At 67.4% G+C, this 14019-nt stretch carries 13 protein-coding genes and 1 pseudogene; 6 read left to right on the forward strand and 8 right to left on the reverse strand.

Annotated elements, in window-relative coordinates:
* Positions 1 to 101: 101 nt before the first annotated feature.
* A complete protein-coding gene (typA, locus tag ABIE19_RS09680) occupies positions 102 to 1934 on the forward strand; it encodes a translational GTPase TypA (RefSeq protein WP_354088964.1) in 1833 nt (610 codons plus the stop codon).
* A gap of 129 nt (positions 1935 to 2063) precedes the next feature.
* Here typA and ABIE19_RS09685 read toward each other — a convergent pair whose 3' ends face one another.
* Positions 2064 to 3701 (reverse strand): phosphatidylglycerol lysyltransferase domain-containing protein, encoded by a 1638-nt coding sequence (locus ABIE19_RS09685; protein WP_354088965.1) that lies wholly within the window; start codon positions 3699 to 3701, stop codon positions 2064 to 2066.
* A gap of 180 nt (positions 3702 to 3881) precedes the next feature.
* Between ABIE19_RS09685 and ABIE19_RS09690 the strand changes: the two genes are divergently transcribed.
* A complete protein-coding gene (locus tag ABIE19_RS09690; protein ID WP_354088966.1) occupies positions 3882 to 4340 on the forward strand; it encodes a superoxide dismutase in 459 nt (152 codons plus the stop codon).
* A gap of 78 nt (positions 4341 to 4418) precedes the next feature.
* On the opposite strand, the gene ABIE19_RS09695 is transcribed toward ABIE19_RS09690, so the two are convergent.
* Positions 4419 to 4676 (reverse strand): GlsB/YeaQ/YmgE family stress response membrane protein, encoded by a 258-nt coding sequence (locus ABIE19_RS09695; RefSeq protein ID WP_354088967.1) that lies wholly within the window; start codon positions 4674 to 4676, stop codon positions 4419 to 4421.
* Positions 4677 to 4857: 181 nt separating this feature from the next.
* On the opposite strand from ABIE19_RS09695, the pseudogene ABIE19_RS09700 reads away from it, so the two are divergent.
* Positions 4858 to 5079 (forward strand): annotated as a pseudogene (locus ABIE19_RS09700) (helix-turn-helix domain-containing protein); the annotation flags it as partial.
* Between the two features lie 116 nt (positions 5080 to 5195).
* A complete protein-coding gene (gene hisN / locus ABIE19_RS09705; RefSeq protein WP_354088968.1) occupies positions 5196 to 5975 on the forward strand; it encodes a histidinol-phosphatase in 780 nt (259 codons plus the stop codon).
* Here the strand turns inward: hisN and ABIE19_RS09710 are convergent.
* From ABIE19_RS09710 to ABIE19_RS09720, 3 genes are all read right to left on the reverse strand, one after another.
* Positions 5972 to 6994: an alpha/beta fold hydrolase gene (locus tag ABIE19_RS09710; protein ID WP_354088969.1), complete on the reverse strand. Its 1023-nt coding sequence runs from the start codon at positions 6992 to 6994 to the stop codon at positions 5972 to 5974. The genes hisN and ABIE19_RS09710 overlap by 4 nt on opposite strands.
* On the reverse strand, positions 6991 to 7887 hold the full coding sequence (locus ABIE19_RS09715; RefSeq protein WP_354088970.1) for a class I SAM-dependent methyltransferase: 897 nt from the start codon (positions 7885 to 7887) through the stop codon (positions 6991 to 6993). The genes ABIE19_RS09710 and ABIE19_RS09715 overlap by 4 nt, the downstream gene beginning before the upstream one ends.
* Before the next feature lie 78 nt (positions 7888 to 7965).
* A complete protein-coding gene (locus tag ABIE19_RS09720) occupies positions 7966 to 8763 on the reverse strand; it encodes a class I SAM-dependent methyltransferase (RefSeq protein WP_354088971.1) in 798 nt (265 codons plus the stop codon).
* A gap of 266 nt (positions 8764 to 9029) precedes the next feature.
* Here ABIE19_RS09720 and ABIE19_RS09725 point away from each other — a divergent pair, with 266 nt between their 5' ends.
* Positions 9030 to 9515, forward strand: coding sequence for an Hsp20 family protein (locus ABIE19_RS09725; RefSeq protein WP_354088972.1), 486 nt, complete (start codon positions 9030 to 9032; stop codon positions 9513 to 9515).
* Between the two features lie 66 nt (positions 9516 to 9581).
* Here ABIE19_RS09725 and ABIE19_RS09730 read toward each other — a convergent pair whose 3' ends face one another.
* The 3 genes from ABIE19_RS09730 to gpmA are packed head-to-tail and all read right to left on the reverse strand — an operon-like array spanning position 9582 to position 12260.
* Positions 9582 to 10859, reverse strand: a complete 1278-nt coding sequence (locus ABIE19_RS09730; protein WP_354088973.1) for a pentapeptide repeat-containing protein — start codon at positions 10857 to 10859, stop codon at positions 9582 to 9584.
* 46 nt (positions 10860 to 10905) lie between these two features.
* Positions 10906 to 11550, reverse strand: coding sequence for a bifunctional diaminohydroxyphosphoribosylaminopyrimidine deaminase/5-amino-6-(5-phosphoribosylamino)uracil reductase RibD (gene ribD, locus ABIE19_RS09735; protein ID WP_354088974.1), 645 nt, complete (start codon positions 11548 to 11550; stop codon positions 10906 to 10908).
* Entirely contained in the window at positions 11547 to 12260 is a 714-nt protein-coding gene (gene gpmA, locus ABIE19_RS09740; RefSeq protein WP_354088975.1) for a 2,3-diphosphoglycerate-dependent phosphoglycerate mutase, read from the reverse strand. The genes ribD and gpmA overlap by 4 nt, the downstream gene beginning before the upstream one ends.
* A gap of 208 nt (positions 12261 to 12468) precedes the next feature.
* Between gpmA and ABIE19_RS09745 the strand changes: the two genes are divergently transcribed.
* Positions 12469 to 13968 carry a phosphomannomutase/phosphoglucomutase gene (locus ABIE19_RS09745; protein ID WP_354088976.1) on the forward strand — a complete coding sequence of 500 codons (1500 nt, stop codon included), beginning with the start codon at positions 12469 to 12471 and terminating at the stop codon, positions 13966 to 13968.
* Positions 13969 to 14019 lie beyond the last annotated feature (51 nt).

Consider the following 14019-nt stretch of genomic DNA (forward strand, 5'->3'; position numbering starts at 1 on the left):
GCACATCCCTGTAAGAGGCGGCCCGAACCCTTCCCTATCCTGCAATCTTTTTGCAGCGGCGCGGACCTTCCGTGACCGAACACAGTCCGCCCGAGCCCGAAATGAACCTTCGTAACGTCGCTATCATCGCCCACGTTGACCACGGCAAGACGACCCTGGTCGATCAGCTGCTGGCCCAGTCCGGCGTCTTCCGCGCCAATGAGGCCACGACCGAACGGGCGATGGACTCCAACGACCAGGAAAAAGAGCGCGGCATCACCATCCTGGCCAAGTGCACCTCGGTGCTCTGGAACGGCAAGGCCGGCGAAACCCGCATCAACATCATCGACACCCCCGGCCACGCCGACTTCGGCGGCGAGGTCGAGCGCATCCTGGGCATGGTGGACGGCTGCGTCATTCTGGTCGACGCCGAAGAGGGCGTCATGCCCCAGACCAAGTTCGTGCTGACCAAGGCGCTGAAGATGGGCCTGCGTCCCATCCTCTGCATCAACAAGGTCGACCGCGCCCACGCCGATCCGGACCGCGTCCACAACGAGACCTTCGACCTGTTCGCCGCCATCGGCGCCACGGACGAGCAACTCGACTTCCCGCACATCTATGCCTCGGGCCGCAACGGCTGGGCCACGCTGGATCTGAACCAGCCCAACGACAACCTGGCGCCCCTGTTCGACCTGATCGTCGACCACGTGCCCGCCCCCGCCGTTCAGGCCAACCGCGACAAGCCCTTCCGCATGCTGGACGTGCTGATCGAAAGCGACCCCTTCCTGGGCCGCCTGCTGACCGGCCGCATCGAAAGCGGCAAGGCCGTTCCCGGCATGGCCATCCACGCCCTGGATCGCGACGGCAAGGAAATCGAGCGCGGCCGCATCACCAAGGTCCTGGCCTTCCGTGGCCTGAAGCGTCAGCCCCTGGACGAAGGTTCGGAAGCGGGCGACATCGTCGCCATCGCCGGCATGTCCAAGGCGACCGTGGCCGACACCCTGTGCGCCATGGAAGTCACCGAGCCGCTGGACGCCCAGCCGATCGACCCGCCGACCATCTCCATGACCGTCTCGGTCAACGACAGCCCCCTGGCCGGCCGCGAAGGCGACAAGGTCCAGTCGCGCGTCATCCGCGACCGCCTGCTGAAGGAAGCCGAGGCCAACGTCGCCATCCGTGTCACGACCACCGCAGGCGGCGACGCCTATGAGGTCGCCGGTCGCGGCGAACTGCAACTGGGCGTCCTGATCGAGAACATGCGTCGCGAAGGTTTCGAAGTCTCGATCTCGCGTCCGCGCGTGGTCTTCCAGACCGGCGAGAACGGCGAGAAGCTGGAGCCGATCGAAGACGTCATGGTCGACGTGGACGACGAGTTCTCGGGCATCGTCATCGAGAAGCTGTCGGCCCGTAAGGCCGAGATGACCGACATGGGTCCGTCGGGCGCCGGCAAGACCCGCATCCAGCTGAAGTGCCCGTCGCGCTCGCTGATCGGCTACCAGGGCGAGTTCCTGACCGACACGCGCGGTTCGGGCGTGCTGAACCGCGTCTTCAGCCACTACGAGCCGCACAAGGGCGCCATCGACGGCCGTCTGAAGGGCGTGCTGATCTCGAACTCGGACGGCGAAACCGCCGCCTTCGCCCTGTGGAACCTGGAAGACCGCGGCGTCATGTTCGTCGGCGCCGGCGAGAAGACCTATCAGGGCATGATCATCGGCGAGAACAGCCGCTGGGACGACCTGGACGTCAACCCGATCAAGGGCAAGCAACTGACCAACGTCCGCGCCGCCGGCAAGGACGAGGCCGTGCGCCTGACCCCGCCGCGTCAGATGTCGCTGGAACAGGCCATCGCCTACATCGAGGAAGACGAGCTGGTCGAGGTCACGCCCAAGTCGATCCGCCTGCGCAAGCAGGTGCTGAACCCCTCCTTCCGCAAGAAGCGCGTCAAGCCGGACTGATCCCGACAAGCCTGCTGAAAATGCAAAGGCGGCCCGCCCGGGCCGCCTTTCTTTTTGGGGCCTACCGACCTTCGGGCTGCTTGAGGCCCGCCCTATTCCCTCTCCCGATGGGAGAGGGATGACAGACCCCTACTTCTTCAATCCCAGCAGCCCCAACCAGCCGCCGCTGGTCAGCAGGGCGACGTCCAGCAAGGCCATGGCCAGGGGCGTAGTCGTGGGCGCGGCGATGAATTTCGGCCGCCAATCCGGGCTGAACTTGGCCTTGTAGGCGCGTAGACCCTGGAAGCCGTAGACAGCCCCGCCCTCCTCGAACACCAGGGCGCCGACGCGGGCGAAGACGGGCGCCAGGCGACGGTTCTCCAGGCCCGACAGGGGCGCCATGCCCAGGTCCAGCCGCGCCATGCCCTGCTCTCGCGCCCACTGGGCCGTACGGGTGAACAGATAGTCCATGATCCCGTGCGGCCCCTCCGGGTCATGCCGCATCAGGTCGATCATCGCCTCTTCGCCCTGCGCCCCGACCAGCAGGTTGGCGAAGGCGACGATGCGCCCTTCCTCCCACGCCACGGCGACCGGCGAACGATCCAGATAGTCGATGTCGAACCGCCCCAGGGAAAAGGCCTTCTCCGACCCGTTGTGGTGGTCCAGCCAGGCGTCGGACACAGCGCGCAGTTCCGCCTCCAGCGGACGCACCGCGCCGGGCGCCAGGACCTCGAAGCTCGCGCCTTCGCGCTCGGCCCGGTTCACGGCCGTGCGCAGATTCTGCTTGCCCTTGCCCTCGGTCGAGAAGCTCGCGGCGTCGATCACCGCCGCCTCGCCCACCTTGCGAACCGCCAGGCCCAGGGAGGCCAGGTCCGCCAGCATGCCCTCGCCGACCGAGTAGAAGACCGGCGCCCCGCCGTAGCTGTCCGCCATTTCGGCGAAGGACCACAGAAGCTCCAGACGTTCTTCCCTCAATCCCGCCGGTTCGCCCATGGCGATCCACCGCCGTCCCCGGACGCGATAGGCTATGAAGCTGCGCCCCGACGGGCTGAACAACAGGGCCTTGTCGCCCAGCAGGGCCAGACCGGCCTCCGGCGTCGCCATGTCGGCCTGGGCCAGGGCGGCGCCGGCGCGTTCGACATCGACCGGACCGGCCGGACGGTGACTGCGCGCGCCCGGCGCCGTCAGCAGGGAGCGCACCGCCACGGCCAGGGTCAGTATGGCCAGGACCGCCCCGGCGCGCAGGAAGCCCGAGGCCTGCTTGTCCGTCAGGAAGGTCCACCACAGCTCATCGGTGTAGGCCGTATCGCGATAGGCGAAGAAGCCCAGCCACAGCATGGCCGCCACGGCCGCCGCCAGCATCAACAGCCAGCCCGGCCGCAGGGGTTCGCCCAGACGCGACCGGCGATTGAAGGCTTCGCGGCACGGCAACAGCAGGGTCGCGGCCAGGGTCAGTTCGGCCGCCTCCTCCCAGTCCAGGCCCTTCAGCAGGGAAAACACCGCGCCCAGCATCAGGCCGAACAGGGCGGCGTAGTAGGCGCCGCGTCGGCGTCGCCACAGCCCGGCCGAGATCAGCAGAAGCATGAAGCCCGTCACGCTGGCGGCGAAGTGGGACAGGTCGATCAACAGGGGCGGGGTGAGGCGATCCAGGGCCTGCAGCCGCCCGCTGAAGGCCGGCGTCACCGCCGACAGCAGCATCACCGCCCCCAGGGCGAAGGAGGCGACCGCGAAGACCTGAGGCGTCAGCTCATAGGCCAGTCCGCTCAACCGCTGGACGATCCGCGCCAAGCCTCCGCTCTTTCGCTTCCCGCCGCTCATTCATCCAGTCCTAGGCTCATGATCCGTCATAGACCGAGAATCGGTCGTTTATGGCGCTGAAAAGGTCATTTCTGGACGGTCGAAACAATCCGGAACGTGACGTGTTCACCTTTTCGCGAGCACGTCGCTCGTCTATCCCGGAGTAGTTTCATGATCCGTAAAACCGCCCTGCTGACAGGCATCGCCGGCGCATTCCTCTTCGCCGCTCCCGTGCTCGCCCAGGACGCTGCGACGCAGACCGAACCCGCCCCCGCTGAAGCAGCCCCGGCCCAACCCCAGAGCCTGACGCTGAATCCAGGTGCCACGGTCAAGAGCGCCGACGGTTCGGAACTCGGCAAGCTGGTCGGCGCGCGCAACGGCGCCAATGGTCAAGAACTGACCGTCCGCGGCGCCGACGGCGTCGTGCGTCCCGTCCCCGTGGCCGGCATCCGCCAGGAAGGCTCGGACATCGTGGTCAACGCCAGCCTGAGCGACTTCCAGTCCGCCGCCCCGATTGAAGGCGAAGCCCCGGCCGCGACCCCGCCGGTCGATTCCAATGAGCCGACGGAGCCCACGGATCCGACCGATCCGGACGCCGCCGCGCCCACCCCGGACAAGCCTCACGCCTGATCCTTCAAGCTTTGGCGAACGAATTGAAGAGGGGCGGTCCCAAGGGCCGCCCCTTTTTTGCTGGTCGAACCAGGCGGGTCAGGCCCGCTTCTTGATCAAGCCCAGAAGGAACAGCAGCACCACGGCGCCCACGGTCGCCACGATGATGCCCACGATCCAGTTCCCCGCCGCGTCCACGCCCAGAAGATTATTGGCCAGGAAGCCGCCGATGAGGGCGCCGACGACGCCGACCACCAGGTTGGTGACCAGGCCGTGGTTCCGTTTCATGATCTTTTCAGCCAGCCATCCGGCGACGATGCCGATGATGATCCAGGCGATGAATCCAAATCCGCTCATGCGATCCCTCCGTTTCGATATGACAGGATGTCTTGACCGTTAATGCGCCGCACGACGCACGGTTGCTCTTTGCGTTCGAATAAGCTCGACCATTCGCGCGACAGGCGAAGTCGGCGCGCGGTTTGCAGGTTTTCGTCCTGACGTGCCGATCCGGCACAGGGCGTGACAAGGGAGGGCCTTGATGGCCGCCGAAATCGATCTGCATCTGGGCCGTCGCCTACGCCGCCGCCGCCGCCTTCTGGGCCTGACCCAGCAACAGCTGGCGGTCCAGGTCGGCGTTCGCTTCCAGCAGGTCCAGAAATACGAGTGCGGCGCCAACCGCATCTCGGCCGCCCGCCTGTGGGAATTGGCCGAGGCCCTGGAGACGCCTGTCAGCTACTTCTACGACGGCCTGCCGGAAACCATCGGCCGCCAGCGTGAGGCGCCGACGCCGGCCCTGAACCATGCAGGACGTCGGGAAGCGGCCTGACGAAGCCTCTTCCTCTCGCTCATAGGCGGCGGGCGGTGTATCCCGCCCCCATGACCGAACTGGAATCCTTCGCCGTCGAACTGTCGCAAGAGGCCGCGCGCACGGCCCTGCCCTTTTTCCGCGGCGACTTCACGCAGGAGAACAAGGCCGGTCCCGGCGCCTTCGACCCCGTGACCGAAGCCGATCGCGCGGCCGAAGCCGCCATCCGCCGTCTGATCGCTGAGCGCTACCCGCACCACGGGGTGATCGGCGAAGAGTATGGCGAAGACCGGCCGGACGCCGAACATGTCTGGATCCTGGACCCCATCGACGGCACCCGCGCCTTCATCGCCGGCCTGCCCCTGTGGACCACCCTGATCGCCCTGCGGCGCGAAGGACGGCCGACCATCGGCGCCGTGGGTCAGCCTTACCTGGGCGAAGTCTTCCTGGGCGGGCCATCCGGCGCGCGCATGTTGCGGAACGGGACGGAGACCCCGCTCAAGACCCGCGCCTGTCCAGCGCTGTCGGACGCCCTGATCGCCACGACCGACGCCGACATCTTCGTCGGAGCCGATCGCGAGGCCTGGACCCGGTTGAGAGCGGCGACGCGGCTGGCCCGTTTCGGTTGCGACGCCTATGCCTACGCCATGGTCGCGGCGGGTCGGATCGACCTGGTGGCCGAAAGCGAGTTGAAAGTCTGGGACTGGTCGGCCCTGTGGCCCCTCGTCGAAGCTGCAGGTGGGCGCGTCACTGGCTGGGACGGCCGATCACCCGACGGCGACGGCCGCATCCTGGCCGTCGGCGATCCCGCACTGACGGACCAGGCGCTCGCCGTGCTGAAGGGCGCCTAGACGCCCTTTTCCGGAGCCGGCCCCGCAGGTTTCCCAGCGGACGGCGCGACATAGTCGGCCAGGGCGTCGAACTCTTCCAGGAAGACGTTCCGCAACGGATCCGCCTCCATGATCACCTCATGCAGGGCCTCCGGAACCTCGACATATCGGCCGCGCCCCAGACGGCGCGCCGCCCAGCGGTTGGTCTGTTTCCAGACCTTGTCGTCCTCGCCCGCCTGAACCACGCAGACGGGTATCTTCACCGCCTTCAAGGCGCGTGGCTTCAGCGCCCGCTCCCCCGCATCCAGGGCGAAGGCCAGCCACCCCCAGGTCGGGCCGCCGATGGCCAGGTGCGGACAGGCGTAGAGTTGCTGACGCCACAGATCATAGCGGGCCTGATCCGACGTCAGGGCGTCCTTTTCGAAGCTATGGTCGAAGGGATCGTCCGGATCATCCAGCACATAGTCGCCCGCCTTGCCGTGCCGCAGGTTCCAGCGCACCGCCAGCTTGACCGACCACATGGACCGCTTGCCGGTCTTGATGCGCAGCATGGGGCTGGACAGGACGGCGCCGACGAAACGGCTTTCGCCGGACTCCAGCGTCAACAGGTTCAGGCAGCCGCCCATGGAATGGCCGACCATGATCCAGGGCTTGGGCGCTCGCGTCTCATAGGCGTCGAGCAGGCGCGCGTAGTCGTCTAGGAACTCCTCGACCGCCCGGGCGTGGCCCCGCAGACGATCGGGCAACAAGCGCGCCGACAATCCTTGGCCGCGCCAGTCGTGCGCCAGGACGCAGAAGCCGCGCGCCAGGAAGTTACCGATGATCTCAAAATACTTCTCGAGCGGTTCAGTCCGGCCGGGGCTGAGCACCACCGTGCCGCGCGGCGTCTTGGCCTGCAGGGCCGACGGCCGCCAAAGGGCGGCGCGCAAGCGAAGCCCGCCCGCCCCGCGGAACCAGTCGCCTTCGCCTCCGGGAGGCGACGCGGCGCCGGGAACCCCCATCAGGGGCGCATGGGCGGCGAAGGCGGTGGCGCGGTTCACTCGGGCTTCCTGAACTTCAAGGTCATGCGATCGCTCTCGCCGATCGCTTCGAATTTGGAACGGTCGAAGGCCGGGTCGCCGACTTGGCCGGCCGGCGCAGACAGGCGAGTGGGCGGCAGGGTCTCGACCCCGAACGGATGATCCTTGGTGTCCGCCGGATTGGCGTTGATCTCCGACGCCTCGACAAAGGTGAAGCCGGCCTCTGCCGCCAGTTGTTTGACGAAGGATTCCTGGACATAGCCGTTGGCGGCCGCCGGGTCCTGATCCTCGTCCGGCTGGAGCCTGTGCTGCTCGACGCCCAAGATCCCGCCGGGGCGCAGGGCGGCGTAGGCGTCGGCGAAGGCCTTTTCCGCCAGACCCGCCGCCATCCAGGCGTGGATATAACGCATGAACAGGACCATGTCGGCCGTGCCCGCCGGCGCGACCGGCCCGGTGGCCGGGCCGAAGGCGCTGAACTGGACCTGGCCGTACAGCTTCTTGTCGGCTTCAAGCCGGGCCTTGAGGGCGTTGTTGATGGCGATCTGAGCCGGATCGGCGGCGGGACCTTCGACGAAGCCGGCCAGATACAGGGTTCCGCCGCCCTTGTTCAGATAGGGGGCCAGAATTTCGGTGTACCAACCGCTGCCGGGCCAGAAATCAACCACCGTCATCTTGGGCTGGAGGCCGAAGAAGCGAAGGGTTTCAATCGGATGGCGCCAGGGATCGCGCGCCTTGTCGGCGGCCGAACGCCAGGTTCCGGCCACAGCCCATTCCAGGGAGCCCTCGGGCGGCCCCTTGGGCGCTTCGGGCGTCGGCGCCGCCTTGTCTTCCTTCTTGCCGCAAGCGGCCAAGCCCGCGAAGGCGGCCATACACGCCCCCGCCAGGACAGCGCGTCGCGTCGATCGCTCAGACATGCGCGCCTCCTTTCGTCGATCCGGTCACTAGGTCGGGCTTAAGGCGCTTCTGCGCCAGCGTCAAAAGCGCAGACGTCATCAGTCCGCCGCGCCCGGCTTGCGGAAGCGCAGGGTCATGCGATCGCTCTCGCCGATGGCGTCGAAGGCGGCCCGCTCCTCGGCCGTCAGGGTTCGCCCCTCGCCCTGGGACGTGCGCGTGGGCGGCAGGGTCCAGACGCCGAAGGGGTGATCGTGATCATCCTTGGGATTGGCGTTCAGCTCGCTGCGCGCCTCGAGCTCGAACCCGGCGGCGCGCGCGGCGTGTATCAGCCAGCTTTCCGGCACGTATCCGGTCGAGGCCACCTCGGCGACGTTCACCCCTTCCTTGCTGCGGTGCTGCTCCACCGCCAGGACGCCGCCCGGCTTCAGGGCCTTGAAGAAGGCGGCCAGATAGGGCTCCACCCGTCCGTCGCGCGACCAATTGTGGAAGGCGCGGGCGACCACGACCATGTCGGCCGTTCCGTCCGGCACGCCCATGCCCTCGGTCGGGCGGCCGACGGCGACATAGCGGCCGCCGGTCGCGGCCGCGTAAGGCTCAAGGATGTTGCGCCACCATCCGGCGCGACCCGGTTCGATCTCCACCACCGTCATCGCCGGGTGCAGCCCCCAGAAGGTCAGGGTTTCGAACGGATGGCGCTGACCGTCGCGGGCGCGGTCGGCTTCCGGACGCGTGGTCGAAGCGACGGCGGCTTGAAGCGCCGCATCCTCCTGAAGCGTCGGCATCTCCATCGACAGGCCCTGGCGGTGCGGCAAGGCGGTCGCAGCCGGAGCGTTCTGAGCGAGGGCGGGAGAAGCGATGGCGGCCGTCAGCAGGGCCGCGAGGACGAGGGGTCGCATGGGGGGCTCCGGTCTGTCCCGAAAAAGGAATCCTGAAACCCATACGGCGCTTCGCGGCCTCGGCAAGGCACGGATGCGTGCAAGCGACGATTTTGCGCGCCCCTTGCGCGACGAAAAAGCCCGCCTACCTCTTTCTTCGAGAGCGCCGATCCCGGGCTCTCCAGACCCGGCGGGGCCGAATGCGGACCGCCAGGACTGAAACCCACGTCGTCCGGGGCTGCAATCGCCGGGCGGCTCAACCTTGCTGAATGTCAGAAGGATGACCCATGCGTACCTATGATTTCTCGCCGCTCTACCGTTCCGCCGTCGGCTTCGACCGTTTGGCCCGCCAGTTGGAAAGCGCCGCGCGCTCCAGCCAGGAGAACGGTTGGCCGCCCTACAACATCGAGACGACCGGCGAGAACGCCTATCGCATCGAGATCGCCGTCGCCGGCTTCACGCCTGACGAGCTGAACATCGAGGCCAAGGAAAACTCCCTGACCGTCACCGGCAAGAAGGCCGCCAACGACGACGGCGCTCCGCAGAAGACCTATCTGCATCGCGGCCTGGCCGAGCGCGACTTCGAGCGCCGCTTCCAACTGGCCGATTATGTGGTGGTCAAGGGCGCGGACCTGTCGAACGGCCTCCTGTCCATCGATCTCCAGCGCGAGCTGCCCGAGGCCCTGAAGCCCCGTCGCATCGATATCGCGACGACCGCCAAGCCCCTGATCGAAGGCGCCGCCAAGGTCGAAAAGGCGAAGAAGGCGGCCTGATCCGCAGCCTGAAGCCATGACCAGGAAGGGGCGGCGTTCGCGTCGCCCCTTTTTTCATGTCCGATCCTAGGCGGCGAAAATCCTGAGATCGGACAGGTCCAGCCCGCGCGCGCCGCCGGTCTGGGCGCCGGCGAAGTCGGCCTGCTTGGTCTGGGCGCCGTGCAGGACGGCGCGGCTGAGGTCGGCGCCCGAAAGAACCGCGCGCCGCAGGTCGGCCCCCGACAGATCGGCTCCGCGCAGCACAGCCCCGGACAAATCAGCCGGAAGCAGCCTGTCGGCGCCCAGCATCAAAGGCCCCAACTGGGCTTCGCGCAGATCCGCACCGTTCAACTTGGCCCGAGACAGGCGAGCGCCGCGCAGATCGGCCCGACGCAGGTTGGCGGAACGTAGGTCCGCGCCCTCCAGCTGAGCGCCCTGGAGCTGCACCCCTTCCATGTCCAGGCCGTAGAAGACCGCACCCTTGGCCGACAGGGCCGTCAGGTTCAGGCCCCGAATGGATTCCAGGGGGCGTAGATCGACGCCGTCGAAGACCGAGGGCTTTCCCTCCGCGCCTCCAGTTTCGCACCACTGGGCGTGATCCCGCAGCATTTCGGCGGCGGGCATGCGGCTGACCGGTTCGCCCGCCGGACGGCTGTCGGTCAGAGCGCCCTCCATGTTCGCCCCATCGGTGCGCCACATGGCGGCCTTCACCCCGACCAGGACGGCATCCGTCAGGTCCGCGCCGGACAGGTCGGCGCCGGACAGGTCCGCGCCCGCCAGGTCGGCGCCCCGGAAACTGGCCTGCTTCAGGTTCGCGCGGACCAGCTTGCAATCCTTCATCACCGCGTCGGTGAAGTCGGCGGCGACCGCCACGACCCCAGTCAGGCGCGAGCGTTGCAGATTGGCCCCAACCAAGCTGGCGCCTTGGGCCTGGGTGTCCGTGCGTCTCTGGGCCTCGACCACGCGGTAACCCAGTCGGGAATCCGCGGCGGCGATCGCACCCTCACGCAGATCGGCCTCGAACAGGTCCGCCCCCGACAGGTCCGCTCCACGCAGGCAGGCGCCGCGCAGGTCGGCGCGGCGCAGGCTGGCGTCGGTCAGGTTGATGTCCTGCATGTCGGCGCCGAAGAAGTTGGCGTTGTCCAACCGCGCCCCGGTCATGTCGCAGCCGATCAGGCAGGCGGCGGCGAAGTCGGCGTCGGCCAGGTTACGGCCCCGCAGCGTCAGGCCCGACAGGTCCATCCAGGCGAAGACCGCACGTGCGCCGCCCGGCTTCGCCTGCCACAGGCGGTCGTGCTTGATGCAGATCGCATCGACGTCTTCCTGCGTCAGCTTTCTGCGAACAGGGTCGGCGGTTTCGGTCATGAGCGCAGCATGGCTGACGCCCATTAAGGAAGCTTTGCAGAAACCCCTATTTCCTGCCGATCCGTTCGGTCAGCAGACCCTGCTCCCGCAGAGCCTGCGCCAACTCGCCTTCCTGGGTCCACAGACGCGTATAACCCGCCTCGCCCAGCCGGTTCAGCTCGGTCGTCAAGTCGGCGCGGGGCGAGACGGCGAAGCGACCGTCGAAACCCTTTCCATCCTCGCTGAGGCGCACCATGGGGCGGCCGGTCTCGAGCCTGTGCAGGAAACCTTCGCACAGCACGGCCGCCTCATCGGCCAGAAGGCCGGTCTCGACCGTCAAACCCGCCTGACGCAGACGTTCCGTGCCTCGTCCCGAGGCGAAGGGCGAAGGATCAAGGGCGGCGATCACCACCCGCTCCACCCCGGCCTCGGCCAGGAAGTGGGCGCAGGACTTGCGGCCCGACGACCGCGCGCCGCACGGCTCCAGGGTCACATAGGCGGTCGCGCCCTTCACGGCCTCGCCCGCCGCGGGCACGGCCTGCTCCTCGGCGTGAGGACGGCCGCCCGGCGCCGTGGCGGCTTCCGCCAGCACCTGACCGTCCTTGACCAGGACGCAGCCGACCGCCGGATTGGGCCAGGTCTCGCCCATGCTCGCCAGCGCCAGGTCGATGGCCCGGCGCATATGGACGGCGTCGTCTCCGACGCCGCTCACGCTATGCTCGGCAGGGCCTGGGCCCGCCCCTCGTCCAGATAGCGAGCGGCCGTCGGCTTCAGGTTCGCGTCCAGATCAATCTCCAGCGGATTGCCGGTCGGAATCTCCACATCGACGATCTGGTCGTCCGGCACGGCGAACAGCAGCTTGACTATGGCCCGCAGAGAGTTGCCGTGAGCGGCGATCAGCACGTCCTCGCCTGCCTTCAGGCGCGGAGCGATCTCAGCGTCCCAATAGGGCTGGACCCGATCCAGGGTGGTCTTCAGGCTTTCGGTGTCGGGGATTTCCTTGTCCGCGTAGCGCAGGTCGGCCGTGAAATCGAATTCGCCGCCAGGCGCCAGGGGCGGAGGCGGCACATCATAGCTGCGACGCCAGACCTTGACCTGATCCTCGCCGTGCTTCTCGGCCGTCTCAGCCTTGTCGAGACCCGTCAGGCCGCCGTAATGACGCTCGTTCAGGCGCCAGTCCTCGACAACCGGCACATCCTTGAGGCCAGCCGCCGCCAAGGCGAGGGCTCCGGTCCGCTTGGCCCGCGTCAGGACCGAGGTGAACATGACTGCCGGCTTGAAGCCCGCCGCCGCGATCAACTCGCCGCCGCGCCGCGCCTGGGCCTCGCCTTCAGCCGTCAGATCGACATCGACCCAGCCGGTGAAGCGGTTCTCGAGGTTCCATTGGCTCTGGCCGTGGCGCAGCAGGATCAGGCGGGTCATGAAGGTCTCCGGGAGCATCCGTATCTTCGTTCCTCGCTAGGCCCCCGACGCAGGGGCGGTCAAGGTTTCGCCGCACGTCGAACTGCAGGCCTCCTACGAACGCAGCGATAACACGGGTCAGGCGTTGTGGCCTCGCGAGCAGGGGAAGGCTATAGGCCCAAGTCGAACAACGGCCCCGCTCTCCCCAGCGGCCCATCTAGGAAGACCTATGCAAAAGCCCCGTCAGGACGTCCGCCCCAACACCGCGGAATATGAAACCCTGCCCCTGGTCAAGCCGACCGGCTTTCGCGAATACGACGCCCGCTGGATTCTGGAAAAAGAGATCAACCTCCTGGGCATCCAGGCTCTTGGCCTGGGCTTGGCCACCTATGTCCACGAGATCGGCCAGACGCCGAAGATCGCCGTGGGGCATGACTTCCGCGGTTATTCCCTGTCGGTGAAGCAGGCGCTGATCCTGGGCCTTCTGGAAGGCGGCATGGAGGTGCTGGACATCGGCCTGGCCCTGTCGCCCATGGCCTATTACGCCCAGTTCGCGCTCGACTGCCCCTGCGTCGCCATGGTCACCGCCAGCCACAACGAGAACGGCTGGACCGGCGTGAAGATGGGCGCCCAGGCGCCCTTGACCTTCGGCCCCGACGAAATGGGCCGCCTGAAGGAGATCGTTCTGAACGGTCAGGGCCTGGCCCGCCCCGGCGGCCGACTGGAGCGCGTCGAAGGCTTCCGTGACACCTACATCAAGGACGTGGCCTCCAAGGTGAAGCTGTCTCGCCCGCTCAAGGTCGTGGCCGCCTGCGGCAACGGCACCGCCGGCGCCTTCGCCCCCGAGGTTCTGCGCCTGATGGGCGCCGAGGTGATCGAGATGGACACCGACCTCGACTACACCTTCCCCAAATACAATCCGAACCCGGAAGATCACGCCATGCTGGTGCAGATGGCGGCCAAGGTGAAGGAAACGGGCGCCGACCTGGCCCTAGGTTTCGACGGCGACGGCGACCGCTGCGGCGTGGTCGACGACACGGGCGAAGAGATCTTCGCCGACAAGATCGGCCTGATGCTGGCCCGCGACCTGTCGGCCCTCCATCCGAACGCGACCTTCGTCGTCGATGTGAAGTCGACCGGCCTCTACAAGACCGACGAAGTGCTCAAGGCCAACGGCGCGACCACGGTCTACTGGAAGACCGGTCACTCCTACATCAAGCGCAAGACCGCCGAACTGGGCGCCCTGGCCGGGTTCGAGAAGTCGGGCCACTTCTTCCTGTCGGGCGATCTGGGCCACGGCTATGACGACGGCCTGGTGGCGGCGGGCGCCGTCCTGGCCATGCTGGACCGCAACCCCGGCAAGTCGTTGTCGGAACTGAAGTCCGCCCTGCCCGACGCCTGGACTTCTCTGACCATGTCGCCGCACTGCGACGACGAGTTGAAGTACGGCGTCCTGGCGAAGATCGTGAAGGAATACGAGGATCTGGCCGCCAGCGGCGGCTCGATCCTGGGCCGCAGGATCGTCGAGGCCATCACCGTCAACGGCGTGCGCGTCCATCTGGAAGACGGCTCGTGGGTCCTGATCCGCGCCTCCTCCAACAAGCCGGAGCTGGTGGTGGTGGTCGAGAGCATGCGCTCTGCCGACGACATGCGCGACCTGTTCCGCAAAGAGGTGAAGCCGCGCCTGGCCGCCCACCCCGAAATCGGCGCCTTCAACCAGGAAATCTGACCAAGCGCGAAATAGGGAGAGGATAATCGAACGATTGACCTCTCCCCCGGC

Source organism: Brevundimonas faecalis (assembly GCF_040549405.1).
Classification (GTDB): Bacteria; Pseudomonadota; Alphaproteobacteria; order Caulobacterales; family Caulobacteraceae; genus Brevundimonas; species Brevundimonas faecalis.

What these genes read in the sequence shown, in the direction of transcription:
- typA (WP_354088964.1), top strand. Translation starts at nt 102, where the DNA reads ATGAACCTTCGTAACGTCGCTATCATCGCCCACGTTGACCACGGCAAG.
- ABIE19_RS09690 (WP_354088966.1), top strand. Translation starts at nt 3,882, where the DNA reads ATGATCCGTAAAACCGCCCTGCTGACAGGCATCGCCGGCGCATTCCTC.
- ABIE19_RS09695 (WP_354088967.1), bottom strand. Translation starts at nt 4,676, where the DNA reads ATGAGCGGATTTGGATTCATCGCCTGGATCATCATCGGCATCGTCGCC.
- hisN (WP_354088968.1), top strand. Translation starts at nt 5,196, where the DNA reads ATGACCGAACTGGAATCCTTCGCCGTCGAACTGTCGCAAGAGGCCGCG.
- ABIE19_RS09715 (WP_354088970.1), bottom strand. Translation starts at nt 7,887, where the DNA reads ATGTCTGAGCGATCGACGCGACGCGCTGTCCTGGCGGGGGCGTGTATG.
- ABIE19_RS09720 (WP_354088971.1), bottom strand. Translation starts at nt 8,763, where the DNA reads ATGCGACCCCTCGTCCTCGCGGCCCTGCTGACGGCCGCCATCGCTTCT.
- ABIE19_RS09725 (WP_354088972.1), top strand. Translation starts at nt 9,030, where the DNA reads ATGCGTACCTATGATTTCTCGCCGCTCTACCGTTCCGCCGTCGGCTTC.
- ABIE19_RS09730 (WP_354088973.1), bottom strand. Translation starts at nt 10,859, where the DNA reads ATGACCGAAACCGCCGACCCTGTTCGCAGAAAGCTGACGCAGGAAGAC.
- gpmA (WP_354088975.1), bottom strand. Translation starts at nt 12,260, where the DNA reads ATGACCCGCCTGATCCTGCTGCGCCACGGCCAGAGCCAATGGAACCTC.
- ABIE19_RS09745 (WP_354088976.1), top strand. Translation starts at nt 12,469, where the DNA reads ATGCAAAAGCCCCGTCAGGACGTCCGCCCCAACACCGCGGAATATGAA.